The 12,558-nt window shown below is 72.9% G+C and carries 13 protein-coding genes; 9 read left to right on the top strand and 4 right to left on the bottom strand.

The features are described 5' to 3' along the window. Positions 1–63: 63 nt before the first annotated feature. Positions 64–687, bottom strand: a complete 624-nt coding sequence (gene pdxH / locus LXM90_RS27830; protein ID WP_020093857.1) for a pyridoxamine 5'-phosphate oxidase — start codon at positions 685–687, stop codon at positions 64–66. Between the two features lie 93 nt (positions 688–780). Here pdxH and LXM90_RS27835 point away from each other — a divergent pair, with 93 nt between their 5' ends. Next, positions 781–1,281 (top strand): RT0821/Lpp0805 family surface protein, encoded by a 501-nt coding sequence (locus LXM90_RS27835; RefSeq protein WP_026605034.1) that lies wholly within the window; start codon positions 781–783, stop codon positions 1,279–1,281. A gap of 38 nt (positions 1,282–1,319) precedes the next feature. On the opposite strand, the gene LXM90_RS27840 is transcribed toward LXM90_RS27835, so the two are convergent. Next, positions 1,320–1,619, bottom strand: a complete 300-nt coding sequence (locus LXM90_RS27840; protein ID WP_020093859.1) for a hypothetical protein — start codon at positions 1,617–1,619, stop codon at positions 1,320–1,322. 343 nt (positions 1,620–1,962) lie between these two features. Between LXM90_RS27840 and LXM90_RS27845 the strand changes: the two genes are divergently transcribed. The 5 genes from LXM90_RS27845 (at position 1,963) to LXM90_RS27865 (ending at position 8,485) form a co-directional block, all read left to right on the top strand. Next, entirely contained in the window at positions 1,963–3,579 is a 1,617-nt protein-coding gene (locus LXM90_RS27845) for a hypothetical protein (RefSeq protein ID WP_020093860.1), read from the top strand. A 185-nt stretch (positions 3,580–3,764) separates the two neighbouring features. Continuing rightward, a complete protein-coding gene (locus tag LXM90_RS27850) occupies positions 3,765–5,738 on the top strand; it encodes a monovalent cation:proton antiporter-2 (CPA2) family protein (protein ID WP_020093861.1) in 1,974 nt (657 codons plus the stop codon). Between the two features lie 17 nt (positions 5,739–5,755). Then, complete coding sequence (locus tag LXM90_RS27855) at positions 5,756–7,192, top strand: MATE family efflux transporter (protein WP_234081335.1); 1,437 nt, start codon at positions 5,756–5,758, stop codon at positions 7,190–7,192. A 110-nt stretch (positions 7,193–7,302) separates the two neighbouring features. Further along, positions 7,303–8,094, top strand: a complete 792-nt coding sequence (locus LXM90_RS27860) for a DUF937 domain-containing protein (protein WP_020093863.1) — start codon at positions 7,303–7,305, stop codon at positions 8,092–8,094. 73 nt (positions 8,095–8,167) lie between these two features. Continuing rightward, positions 8,168–8,485 (top strand): cupin domain-containing protein, encoded by a 318-nt coding sequence (locus tag LXM90_RS27865; protein ID WP_234081337.1) that lies wholly within the window; start codon positions 8,168–8,170, stop codon positions 8,483–8,485. A 22-nt stretch (positions 8,486–8,507) separates the two neighbouring features. Here the strand turns inward: LXM90_RS27865 and LXM90_RS27870 are convergent, their stop codons facing one another. Both LXM90_RS27870 and LXM90_RS27875 read right to left on the bottom strand, forming a co-directional pair. After that, positions 8,508–8,957: a hypothetical protein gene (locus tag LXM90_RS27870; protein WP_020093865.1), complete on the bottom strand. Its 450-nt coding sequence runs from the start codon at positions 8,955–8,957 to the stop codon at positions 8,508–8,510. 137 nt (positions 8,958–9,094) lie between these two features. Then, positions 9,095–9,262 carry a hypothetical protein gene (locus LXM90_RS27875; RefSeq protein WP_234081339.1) on the bottom strand — a complete coding sequence of 56 codons (168 nt, stop codon included), beginning with the start codon at positions 9,260–9,262 and terminating at the stop codon, positions 9,095–9,097. A 233-nt stretch (positions 9,263–9,495) separates the two neighbouring features. Here LXM90_RS27875 and glyA point away from each other — a divergent pair, with 233 nt between their 5' ends. From glyA to ribD, 3 genes are all read left to right on the top strand, one after another. After that, on the top strand, positions 9,496–10,800 hold the full coding sequence (glyA, locus tag LXM90_RS27880) for a serine hydroxymethyltransferase (RefSeq protein ID WP_012320887.1): 1,305 nt from the start codon (positions 9,496–9,498) through the stop codon (positions 10,798–10,800). Positions 10,801–10,915: 115 nt separating this feature from the next. Beyond that, positions 10,916–11,449, top strand: coding sequence for a transcriptional regulator NrdR (gene nrdR, locus LXM90_RS27885; protein WP_056523583.1), 534 nt, complete (start codon positions 10,916–10,918; stop codon positions 11,447–11,449). Beyond that, positions 11,446–12,555: a bifunctional diaminohydroxyphosphoribosylaminopyrimidine deaminase/5-amino-6-(5-phosphoribosylamino)uracil reductase RibD gene (gene ribD, locus LXM90_RS27890; RefSeq protein ID WP_234081341.1), complete on the top strand. Its 1,110-nt coding sequence runs from the start codon at positions 11,446–11,448 to the stop codon at positions 12,553–12,555. Before nrdR ends, ribD begins: the two co-directional genes overlap by 4 nt. The last annotated feature ends 3 nt before the right edge of the window (positions 12,556–12,558 follow it).

Below are 12,558 nucleotides of genomic sequence, written 5' to 3' on the forward strand. Positions count from 1 at the left end.
GCCACCCGTCACGCGACGCGAGAGCCCCGGCCCTGCCGGGGCTCTCTGCGTTTCGGCTTGATGTCAGGGATAGAGCCGCGCCCGGCTCCAGCCCGCGCCCGTCCGGGTGAAGCGGACCCGGTCGTGCAGGCGGAAATCGCCGTTCTGCCAGAACTCGACGCTCACCGGCGCGATCCGGAATCCGGTCCAGTGCTCCGGCCGGGGGATCGGCCCGTCGCCGTACCGCTCGGACAGCTCCGCCACCGCGTTCATCAGCGTGGCGCGGTCGGCCAGCGGGCGGGATTGCTGGCTGGCGATCGCCCCGAGCCGGCTCTCGCGGCGGCGGCTCTGGAAATACGCGTCGGCCTCCGCGGCCGTGACCGGCGTGATCGGCCCGCGGGCCCGCACCTGCCGGCGCAGGCTCTTCCAGTGCAGCACCAGGGCCGCCTGGGGGTTCTGCGCCAGCTCCTCCCCCTTGGTGGACTGCGTGTTGGTGTAGAAGACGAAGCCTCGGGCGTCGAAGTCCTTCAGCAGGACCATTCGCACGTCCGGCAGCCCGTCCGATCCGGCGGTGGCGAGCGCCATCGCGTTCGCGTCCTCGGGCTCGGAGGCCTCGGCCTCCTTCATCCAGGCCGCGAACAGCCCGACGGGGTCCTCGCTCAGCGTGAAGTCCGCGCTCTTCGGGTCATCGGTCCTTAACTGATCCACGCCAAGACTCCTGCCAGCCGCGTCCAGGGCCTGAGGGGGGCACCGACATCGGCATGTTCGGTCGAGCGAATAGCCCGTCGTGAGTCAGGTGTAATGCGGGGATGCGCGTGTAAAGGGCCAAGCCGGCGGTCGCGCATCTGCGCGTCCGTGTCGGTGGTGTCGATGGCGATGGCGATGGCCCTGTGCGGCTGCAGCCAGCCCCTGCTGGTCTTCCGGGGCGATCCGCCGGCGGCGCCGCCGCGCGTCGTCGAGGAGCCGACCGTCACCGGCAGCATCGAGAAGCGGCCTGTGAGCTTCGGGGACGACCTCGCCGAGGAGGATTGGCGCCGGGCGCGGGCCGCCCTGAGCGTCGCCCTGGATCCGCAGGGCAACGGGCGGCCGGTCAAGTGGGACAACCCGGAGACCGGGCTCCACGGGTCGGTCAATCCGACCGGGCTCCCGTACGTCTCGGACGAGCTGATCTGCCGCAACTTCCTGGCATCGGTGATCGCGCCGACCCGCAGCCGCTTCGTCCGCGGCACCGGCTGCAAGCTCTCGGGCGGACCGTGGACGCTCAAGCGCGTCCGGGCCGCGAGCGGCCTCGGACGCTCCTGAACGACGAGGCCGTCGCGCGACGGCCTCCGCGGATCGCCTCAGTAAGGGTAGCCGTAGTACGGCCGCACGCGCAGGCGCGGCTGCGCGGCCGGCGGCGCCGCGTAGCGGGCCGCGGCCTCCGGATCGTAGGTCCGGATGTAGGGGTCGAGGGCCGGGTCGCGATAATTGCCGTTGTTGACCCCGGCCGAGCGGTCGTTGCCGCTCAGCGCCGCGTAGGGGGAGAGGCCGCTCCCGCTGTCGCCGCCGCCACCGCCGCCACCGCCCCAGGCGAAGGCCGTTCCCGGAATGGCGGCGAGGAGCATCGCCGCGAGGGGCATCGTCAGCGTCTTGCGCGTCATGTCCTGTCTCCGCACCACGTCCTTGACTGGCGAACGGTCCAGCTGGAGGTGGAGTTCCCCTCGGCGAACCGCCACCGCCTCGCGACATTGTATCACGACCCGCCAACACGCGTTTATTTGAAGGACGGCGTTTCGATTTTTCCGGTTCATCGTCCAGAAATCGTCCCGCACGTTAAGCTTGAACCTGTAGACAGCCACGCGGCCGTGCTTGATCGTGGCGCGGCGTAACAGCATTCGAGCCTGGCTCGACCGTATCGAGGGTCGAGGCCGGGCGCATCTTGGGTCTGGCCGCCGTGAGCGTCGATACGAAATCCGGCACGCGGGGCGCGGGGCCGACCGGCTGATGGAGCGGGTGATCGGAGGCACGGACCGGCCGTCGGCGACCGGTAGCCGGGCTCCCGCCCGGACGGAGCCGTCGCCCTCCGGGACGCGCGCCCGCACCCGGACCATCGTCGTGCGGCTCGACCGCCGGTCCCTGCGCGGCTGGCACATCCGGCTCCTCGACCAGCTCGGGCAGCGGCCCGACCATCGGATCCGCGTCGCCTGGGTCGAGCACGCGGAGGGCCTGCCGCCGAACGCGGAGCTCCTGTTCCGCCTGGAGGCCGCCATCCACGGCCTGCCGCGGCCGGGCCTGGCGACCGCGGCGGAGCCGGTGGCCCTCGCCCCCTACGAGGCGAGCCCCGACGGCGCGGAGCCCGGCGGGAGCGCCGCCGACCTCGTCCTCGACCTCTCGGACAGCCCCGCGGATCCGGGCCCGGCGCCGGCCTGGCGGCTCGATTACGACGGGATGCCGGGCGAGGCCGGCCTCCTCGCCGCCCTGTTCGCCCACGGGGCGCCGGTGGCGGCCCTGCGCGGTCCGGACGGTGCGCCGGTGGCGATCGGCCGCCTCGGCACGGAATCGCACACGGTGATGCTCACGGCCTTCGAGGGTTACCTCGCGCGGACCATCACGCTGATCCTCGCCGCCCTCGACGGCGCCGCCTCGACGGCGCTCCCCGACGGAGCCGGGGCGCCCCTCCAGCCCGCGACCGCCTACGACCTCGGCGGCCTGGGCGCCCGCCGCCGGGCCGCCGGGGGGCTCGCCCGGCAGATCGCCCGCCGGCTCTACGCCCTCTGCTTCCACGGCCCGCACTGGCGGGTGGGCTGGCGGCGGATCGTCGGCCCCGACCTGATCGACCTGCGCCGGCATCCCGAGGGTGGCTGGCAGGTCCTTCCCGACGACGGGCGCCGCTTCTACGCCGACCCCTTCGCGATCGCTCGGGACGGCGCCGTGACCCTGTTCGTGGAGGAGTTCGACTACCGCCGCGGCAAGGGCGTGATCGCCGCGGTGGATTTCGGGGCGAACGGCCCCCGCGGCCGCCCGGAGCCGGTGCTCGAGCTCGAGACCCACCTCTCCTATCCGTTCGTGTTCGAGGCGGACGGGCAGGTCTGGATGATCCCGGAATCCCACGCCTCCGGGACGATCGACCTCTACCGGGCCACCGACTTCCCGCGCGGTTGGGTCCACGAGGCGGTGCTCCTCGACGGGGTCGTGGCCGGGGACGCGACCCTGCTGCAGCACGGGGGCCACTGGTGGATGTTCGCCACGGTCCGGGCCGGCGGCGGCAGCTACTCCGACACGCTCCATCTCTGGCACGCGCCGCATTTCCGCGGGCCCTGGACGCCGCACCGGCACAACCCGGTGCTGATCGATATCGGCTCCGCCCGGGCCGCGGGCCCGATCGTGGCGCGCGACGGCGGCCTGATCCGGCCCGTCCAGGATTGCCGCCAGGGTTACGGCGCGGCGCTCGGCCTCGCCCGGATCCTCCGCCTCGACGAGGAGGCCTACGCGCAGCAGGTCGAGACGCGCCTGTGCCCGGGCGCGGCCTGGCCGGGTACGCGCCTGCACATGCTGAGCGCCGCCGGTGGCTTCGAGTTCATCGACGGATCGCACCGGGCGCGCCCCCGCCTCTTGGGCTGAGCGCGTCTCTGGGCTGAGCGCGTCTCTGGGCTGAGCGCGCCTCTCGGGCCGAGCCGGGGCCGAACCGCCCCGCGCGGGCCCGTCGGTGCCGAACGGCACCCGCTTACGGCTCGCATCCCGGCCCCGTGCGCGCTAAGCGGGGGCTCCACCTGCGCCGATCCAGCAGAACCGCCGGGACGATCACCATGGCGAGCCCCGTCGAACATGCGAGCTTCCTGCCGCCGGTCCTGACCTTCCTCACGGCGGCCGTGATCGGCGTGCCGATCTTCCGGCTGATCGGGCAGAGCGCCGTGCTCGGCTACCTCGTGGCCGGCGTGCTGATCGGGCCCTCCGGCCTGTCGCTGATCGCCGAGCCCGACACGGCCGCGAGCGTCGCCGAGATCGGCGTGGTGCTCCTGCTCTTCATCGTCGGGCTGGAGCTTCACCTGTCGCAGCTCGTCTCGATGCGCCGCGACATCTTCGGCCTCGGCGCCGCGCAACTCGTCGTCTGCGCGCTCGTGCTCGGCGGCGCCGGCCTCGTGGCGGGCCTCAGCTTCGGCGCCGCCGCGGTGATCGGCCTCGCGCTCGCCCTCTCGGCCACCGCGGTGGCCCTGCAGCTCCTGGAGGAGCGGGGCGATCTCGGCAGCGCCTACGGCGCGCGCGCCTTCGCGGTCCTGCTGTTCCAGGACCTGTCGGTGGTCGGCATCCTGGCGCTGATGCCGCTGCTGGCCTCGGCCGGCGAGGCGACCGACGTCTCCTGGCTCGGGGAGGCCGCGGTCTCCACCGGCAAGGCGCTCGCGGCGATCCTCGCGGTGGTGCTGGTCGGCCGCTACGGCCTGAACCCGTTCTTCCGGCTGCTCGCGGCGAGCGGCGCCCGGGAGGTGATGACCGCCGCGGCGCTCCTGGTGGTGCTCGGCACCGCGCTGCTCATGGAGCAGGTCGGCCTGTCGATGGCGATGGGCGCGTTCCTCGCCGGCATCCTGCTCGCCGAGTCGAACTTCCGCCACCAGCTGGAGGCCGACATCGAGCCGTTCCGCGGCATGCTGCTCGGCCTGTTCTTCATGAGCGTCGGCATGTCGATCGACGGTACCCTCGTGCGCGAGGTCTGGCCGGCCCTGTTCGGCGCGACCCTGGCGGCGATCCTGGTCAAGGTCGCCATCGTGGCCGGCCTGTTCCGGCTGTTCGGCTCGGATACCCTCGGGGCCCTGCGGGGGGCCGCGGTCCTGGCGCCCGCGGGCGAGTTCGCCTTCGTGCTGCTGCCGCAGGCCCAGGATCTCGGCCTCACCGGCGTCACGGCGACGCGCTTCGCGGTGGCGCTCGCCGCGCTGACCATGCTGATCGGCCCCATCGCCGCCAAGGGTCTCGACAAGCTGATCGAGCGGCGCAACGCGCGCAGCACCTTCGCGCTGGAGGAGCCCTCCACCGAGCTGTCCGAGAGCGGCGACGCGCGGGTGCTGGTGATCGGCTTCGGCCGGTTCGGGCAGGTGCTGACGCACGTGCTGATGGCCGAGGGCATCCCGGTCACGGTGATCGACAAGGACGTGGAGCAGTTGCGCGCGGCCTCGCGCTTCGGCTTCCGCATCTACTACGGCGACGGCACGCGCCTCGACGTGCTCCGCGCCGCCGGGATCGGCCGGGTCGAGCTGGTCTGCATCTGCGTCGACGACCGGGAGGGCGCCCTCAAGATCGTCGACATCGTCCACGAGGAATTCTCGAGCGTGCGGACCTTCGTGCGGGCCTACGACCGCCTGCACGCGGTGGAGCTGATGAACCGGGACGTCGACTACCAGATCCGCGAGACCGCCGAATCCGCCCTCGCCTTCGGGCGGGCGGCTCTGGAGGGGCTCGGCCTGTCGCCGGAGGCCGCCACGGCCCGGACCGACGACGTGCGCAAGCGGGACATCGCGCGGCTGGTCCTGCAGCAGGCGGGCGCCCTGCCGGACGGGTCCAGCTGGATGCGCGGCGCCGCGGCCGGGCTGAAGCCCGAGCCGCTGACCGCCCCGGTCCGGCCGGCTCGGGCGCTCAGCACCGAGACCCGCGACCTCGTGGGCAGCGACCGGCGCGAGGCCGCCGAGCGGCTCCTGGAGAAGCCCGCCCTGGCCCCGCAGGAGACGGAAGCCGCCGAGGATCCCGATCCGGAGGCCGAGCTCGAGGCGGAAGGCAGCGCCCGGGATGCGTGACGGGCGGGATGTCTGACATGTCCGACGGGCCGCCCCCGGCGGAGGCGGGCCGCTTCGTCACCGGCTCGATCCTCCGCCACGTCGTGGTGATGGCGGCCACCGGCTCGGTGGGCCTGATGGCGATCTTCGTCGTCGATCTCCTGTCGCTGCTCTACGTCTCGACGCTGGGCGACCCGAACCTCACGGCGGCGGTCGGCTTCGCCGGCATCGTCCAGTTCTTCGCCACGGCGGTGAATATCGGCCTGACGATCGCCGCCGGCGCCCTGGTCGGGAAGGCCGTCGGCGCGCGCGACCGCGCGGCGGCGCGGCGCCTCGCGACTTCGGCGCTGGTCCTCGGCAGCCTCGTGGCCGCCCTCATCGCGGGGCTGATCGCGCTGCTGGCCGGCCCGCTCCTGGCCCTGATCGGCGCGCAGGGCGAGGCGCTGCGGGTGGCCGTCCTGTTCCTCTACATCACCCTGCCGTCGAACCTTCTGCTCGCCGCCGGCATGCTGTTCACCGGGCTGCTGCGCGCGGTCGGCGAGGCGCGGCAGGCGATGTCGGTCACCCTGGCCGGCGCCGTGATCACCGCGCTCCTCGATCCGCTGCTGATCTTCGGGGCCGGCCTCGGCGTCACGGGCGCGGCGATCACGGTCTGCGCGGCGCGCGCGACCTTCGTGGCGGTGGGCGTCCGCGGCGTCGCCCGGCACGGCCTCCTGGGCCGGCCGCGCCTGTCCGATCTGCCGGCCGACGCGGCAGCCCTGGCAGGTGTCGCGGGCCCGGCCGTGCTGACGAACCTCGCCCCCTCGGTGGCGAGCGCCTTCCTGGCGCGTCTGTTCGCCGGCTACGGAGCGGACGCGGTCGCGGCCGCGTCGGTGATCGACCGGCTGACGCCGGTGGCCTTCGGCGGCCTGTTCGCGCTGTCGGGGGCGATCGGCCCGATCCTGGCGCAGAACTGGGGCGCGGGCCTGTTCGAACGGATGCGCGGCGTGCTCGGCGCGGCGATCCGGGTGACTCTGGCCTACTGCGCCGCGGTCTGGCTCCTCCTGGCGCTGGCTCGGGGATGGCTCGCCGGCCTGTTCGGCCTGCAGGGGGTCGCGGCCGAGCTGTTCGGCTTCTTCTGCCTCGTCGGCGGCGCGATCTGGTTCTTCAACGGGCTCCTGTTCCTCGGCAACGCCGCCTTCAACAATCTCGGCTTCCCGCTGCGCTCGACGCTGCTGAACTGGGGCCGGGCGACGCTCGGGACGATCCCGCCGGCCATGCTCGGGGCGTCGCTCTACGGCCCCCGCGGCGTGGTGGCCGGGATGGGGGTCGGCTCCCTGGTCTTCGGCGCGCTCGGCATCCTGCTCGCCCGCCGCACGGTCGACCGGCTGGAGGGGGTCGGCCCGCGCCGGCCGGAGCCGGACGTCGCCGCCGAGGCGCCCCACCGGGCGGCGCCGCTGCCGCCGGGGCACGCTCATCCCGAGCCGCTGAGCTGAGACGGCGGCGCGGAGGCACAAGTTCCGCGGGTGGGAACTGGTATTTCCCCGCGCAAAGGGTCACGATGCCCTGTCCCGGGCGGTCCCGGCCGGGACAGGATCGAGGCGTCATGTTCAACCCGCTCGAGATGTTCCAGGCCCAGGGCGAGGCCGGGCTTCAGGCCATGGGCCAGCCGTTCGGCCTGACGACCGAGCAGACGGCCCGCGCCTTCGAGGCGCTGATGCCGGCCCTGACGCTCGGCCTCCAGCGCAGCGTCGGCCTGGACCCGACCGGCTTCGCGCGGATGTTCGGTCTGGAGGCCGCCAAGCCGGCGCCGGCGCAGGGGTTCGAGGCCCTCGGCCAGATGTTCGGCTCGGCGCAGCTGATGCAGGCGGTGCTGCGGCAGGCCTCGGCGACGAGCGGCGTCGGCGCGCAGGTCCTGCGCCAGATGCTGCCGATGATGGCGGGCGCCGTGGTGGCGAGCATCGTCCACGTCATGCTGAACCAGCCGCAGGCCGAGCCGGCGCGACCGAGCGCGCCGCCGCCGCCCGTGCCGTTCCCGTTCGGCCCGGCCTGGGCCGAGATGGCCAGGGCGATGATGCCGGCGGTCGAGCCGCCGGCTCCGCCGCCGAAGCCTACCGCCAAGCCCACCGTCAGGCCCGCCGCCAATCCGCAGGCGAGCGCGGGCGAGGCCGGCTCCGACATGTTCCAGCAGATGCTGCGCACCGGGGCTGAGGTTCAGGGCAACAACATCCGGGCGATGCGGGAGCTGTTCGAGACCTTCTGGCCCACCTCCGGCACGCCGTCCGCGAGCGCCGTGCCTCCGGCGCCGTCGACCAACCCGGCCCGACCGGATCCGGCGCCGGCCGACCCCGCGGCCGGCAAGGGCCGGCGCGGCCGCCAGCCCGGCGGGACCGGTTGACGCGGGGGCGGGGTCCGGTCGAGCGTTGACCCGACCGATCGGAGCGCCACCCTGCCGGCGAGGAGACCCGTCGATGAGCGATTACCTGACCGCCTGGGACGACCACGCCGAGAGTCTCGGCGGGAACGGCGTCGCCAAGCGCACGATCCCGGGCTCGGGCGCCAGCCTCGTGCGCGTGGTCGTCCCGGCCGGCGTCTCGGCGCCGGCGCACAGCCACGATCACGAGCAGTTCGTTCAGGTGCTCTCGGGCTCGGGGATCCTGGAGACCGAGCGAGGCCGCGAGCCGTTCTCGGCCGGCAGCGTGTTCCACTTCCCGGCCGGTGCGTGGCACGCGGCCGCGTTCGAGGCCGAGACGGTCCTGATCGAGACGAACCTCGCCCCGCGGGCCTGACGGCGCGACACGCCGTCCGGCCTCAGCCGCCCGTCGAGGCGTCGAACTGCGCCTCCAGACTGACGATGCGCGCCACCGTGTCGCGCGCGTAGCGGATCGCGCCCTCGGCGGTGAGCAGCTGCCCCTCTTGCGGATCGAAGACGATACCGTCCGACTGGGCCGCGCAGGCCGCGACAGCCATCCACGCCCCGACGCAAGCCGGGAGCGTGGCGAAGTAGAAGGCATAGACGCACGTCCACGGCCCGCCGAAGTCGATGTCGGTATAGGTGTCCGTCAGATCCGACAGCGGAATGATCTGGCACTCGAAGCCGGCCTCGCGGCGCCGCCAGGTCGCGGGCAGATGCCCTTGCGTGGCCGGCGGTATGCGCGCGGCGTCGAGTTTCAGATCGAACCCGTTTTCGTGGATGGCCGCCTGCCATTCCGCCACACCAGGCATCGCGCCCGCGCAGAGCGCGTAGGCTTCCATGCTCATGGCAACCTCTCTCCGAGTAGGATCGCGGATATTGACAGTCCCTTGACCGAGTTTCCTCGTCTCAAGTGAACCTCTATGACGGGAAAACTGTCATCCACGCCGACATCTCTGCGCAGTTCGCGCGCGCGAGCCGGCGTCTACTGCGCATTGCCGGTCTTGATCTCCCAGATCGCTTGAACCGGGGCAGCGCTGGTCCTGCCGTCGCGCGATGAAGGCAGGCCGAGCCGAAGCTCAGTGATGGAATAATCTAGGGCATCCGGCAGATCACAGTACCGCATCGCGTCTCTGATCTTCGAAACGTTCATGATTTATTCCATGACTTTTTTCCTTTTATCGAGCCGCTAGTGGCAGAGAAGGAAAATATGCCGGCAGCACTCTAGGTCGCCGCGGCAGGCTGCGACAAATTATTCTTGGCGCGCGAGCAAAATGCCTGTGCTTGGCCTGAGCCCTCGGCGCGTGTAGGAATCCCACCTTCAACGCCCGCCCGTGCACGCCGACGAAAGGCCGGGCATCGCCCCTACCAGAACAGAGGCAGACCATGAGCGCCGGTACCGCCGCCGACAAGCACTTCTCCAACAGCTTCTTCGCCGCCCCGCTGACGGAAGCCGACCCCGAGATCGCCGAGGCGGTGGCCAAGGAGCTCGGCCGCCAGCAGCACGAGATCGAGCTGATCGCCTCGGAGAACATCGTCTCCCGCGCCGTGCTGGAGGCTCAGGGCTCGGTGCTCACCAACAAGTACGCCGAGGGCTATCCGGGCCGGCGCTACTACGGCGGCTGCCAGTTCGTGGACATCGCCGAGGATCTCGCCATCGAGCGCGCCAAGCGCCTGTTCGATTGCGGCTTCGCCAACGTGCAGCCGAATTCCGGCTCCCAGGCCAACCAGGGTGTGTTCCTGGCGCTCATGCAGCCCGGCGACACCTTCCTGGGCCTCGACCTCGCCGCCGGCGGCCACCTGACGCACGGCGCGCCGCCGAACGTCTCGGGCAAGTGGTTCAAGCCGGTCTCCTACACGGTGCGCCGCGAGGACCAGCGGATCGACATGGAGCAGGTCGCCCAGCTCGCCCAGGAGCACAAGCCGAAGGTGATCATCGCCGGCGGCTCGGGCTACCCGCGCCACTGGGACTTCGCCAAGTTCCGCGAGATCGCCGACTCGGTCGGCGCCTACTTCATGGTCGACATGGCCCACTTCGCGGGCCTCGTGGCGGCCGGCGTCCACCCGTCGCCGTTCCCGCACGCCCACGTCGCCACCACGACGACCCACAAGACCCTCCGCGGCCCGCGCGGCGGCATGATCCTGACGAACGACGAGGCGCTCGCCAAGAAGTTCAACTCGGCGATCTTCCCCGGCCTCCAGGGCGGCCCGCTCATGCACGTCATCGCCGGCAAGGCGGTGGCCTTCGGCGAGGCGCTGAAGCCCGAGTTCAAGATCTACGCCCGCCAGGTGGTGGAGAACGCCCGGGCGCTCGCCGACACGCTGATCTCGGGCGGCTACGACATCACCTCGGGCGGCACCGACAACCACCTGATGCTGGTCGACCTCCAGCGGAAGGGCCTCACCGGCAAGGCCGCCGAGGCGGCCCTGTCGCGGGCGCACATCACCTGCAACAAGAACGGCGTCCCCTTCGACACGCAGAAGCCGACCATCACCTCGGGCATCCGGCTCGGCACCCCGGCCGGCACCTCGCGCGGCTTCGGCGTCGCCGAGTTCAAGCAGATCGGCGGCTTCATCGTCGAGGTGCTGGACGGGCTCGCCGCCAAGGGTGAGGCCGGCGACAGCGCGGTCGAGGCCGACGTCAAGACCCGCGTCCACGCGCTGACGGACCGGTTCCCGATCTACGGCTGAGGCAAGAGGGCCGCTTGAGCCGGGGCCGGTCTTCCGGGCCGGCCCGCGGTGGATTAGGAAACGGCCGCGGATCCGACCGGTCCGCGGCCGTTTCCATGCCCGAGTAGCGAGATCCATGCGCTGTCCCTACTGCGGCGGCTCCGAGACCCAGGTGAAGGACTCGCGGCCCTCCGAGGACGGCGCCGCGATCCGGCGCCGCCGGGTCTGCCCGGACTGCGCCGGCCGCTTCACCACCTTCGAGCGCGTGCAGCTCCGCGAGGTCGTGGTGCTCAAGCGCTCGGGCAAGCGCGTGCCGTTCGACCGCGACAAGCTCCAGCGCTCCATCGACGTGGCGCTGCGCAAGCGCGCCGTCGATCCGGAGCGGATCGAGCGGCTGGTCAGCGGCATCACCCGGCAGCTCGAGAGCGCCGGCGAGCCCGAGGTGACCTCCGAGGCGATCGGCGAGTTGGTGATGGCGGGGCTGAAGGGCCTCGACGACGTCGCCTACGTGCGCTTCGCCTCCGTCTACAAGAACTTCCGCGAGGCCCGGGACTTCGAGGAGCTGCTCGGCACGCTGAGCGACGGCACGCCGGTACCGGCGGCCGCGCCGGGTCCGGAGGGCGACCCGGAGCCCGAGGCGTCGGGGCGGCGCCGCGCCGGGCGTCCATGAGCGGTGACCCGAACTTCATGCGCCTCGCCCTGGCGCTGGGCCGGCGCGGACTCGGCACCACCTGGCCGAACCCGTCGGTCGGCGCCGTCGTGGTCGAGCCCGAAACCGGCCGCATCCTCGGGACGGCGGCCACGGCGCCGGGCGGGCGCCCGCACGGGGAGCCCGTGGCGCTCGCCGCCGCCGGCGAGGCTGCCCGCGGCGCGACCCTCTACGTCACCCTGGAGCCCTGCTCCCATCACGGCCGCACGCCGCCCTGCACCGACGCCATCCTAGCCGCCGGGATCGCCCGGGTGGTCAGCGCCCTGGAGGATCCCGACCCGCGGGTGGCCGGGCGCGGCCACGACCTCCTGCGGCGGGGCGGCGTCGCGGTCGAGACCGGGCTGATGCGGGAGGAGGCGGCGCGCGACCATGTCGGCCACGTCACCCGGGTGACCCGCGGCCGCCCGGCCCTGCACCTCAAGCTCGCCCGCACCCGCGACGGCTTCTGCGCTTCCGCCGGACCGGAGCGCCTGCGGATCACCGGGCCGGTGGCGGACGGGGCGGTCCACCTGTGGCGGGCCCACGCCGACGCGATCCTGATCGGCATCGGCACCGCCCGGGCCGACGACCCGTCGCTGACCGTGCGGCTGCCGGGCCTCGGCACGCGCTCGCCCCTGCGGGTCGTGCTCGACACGCATCTGCGGCTCTCCCCGGCGAGCGTCCTCGCCCGCACCGCCCGCGACACACCGACTTTGGTGCTCACGACCCGCTCGGCCCCGGCCCACGCGCGGCGGGCCCTGGAGGCCCTCGGCGTCGAGGTCGCCACCGTAGCGGCGGACGCGGCCGGCGGGATCGACCTTCCGGCGGCCCTGGCGCGTCTCGGCGAGCGCGGCCTGACCCGCCTGTGCAGCGAGGGCGGCCCCCGCCTTGCGGAGGCGCTGGCCCGGGCCGATCTGGTCGATGCCTGCACGCTGGTCACCGGGCCGGCGGAGCTAGGTGCAGCGGGCGGCCTGCCGGCCCTGGGCCCGGCCCTGGCGGAAGCCCTAGCGGGCGAGCGGTTCCGGGAGGCCGAGCGGCTGCAGCTCGGGCCCGACGCGGCCGTGACCTACGAACGCAACAGGACGTAAGCG

The sequence above is a fragment of the Methylobacterium oryzae genome, from assembly GCF_021398735.1.
GTDB lineage: Bacteria > Pseudomonadota > Alphaproteobacteria > Rhizobiales > Beijerinckiaceae > Methylobacterium.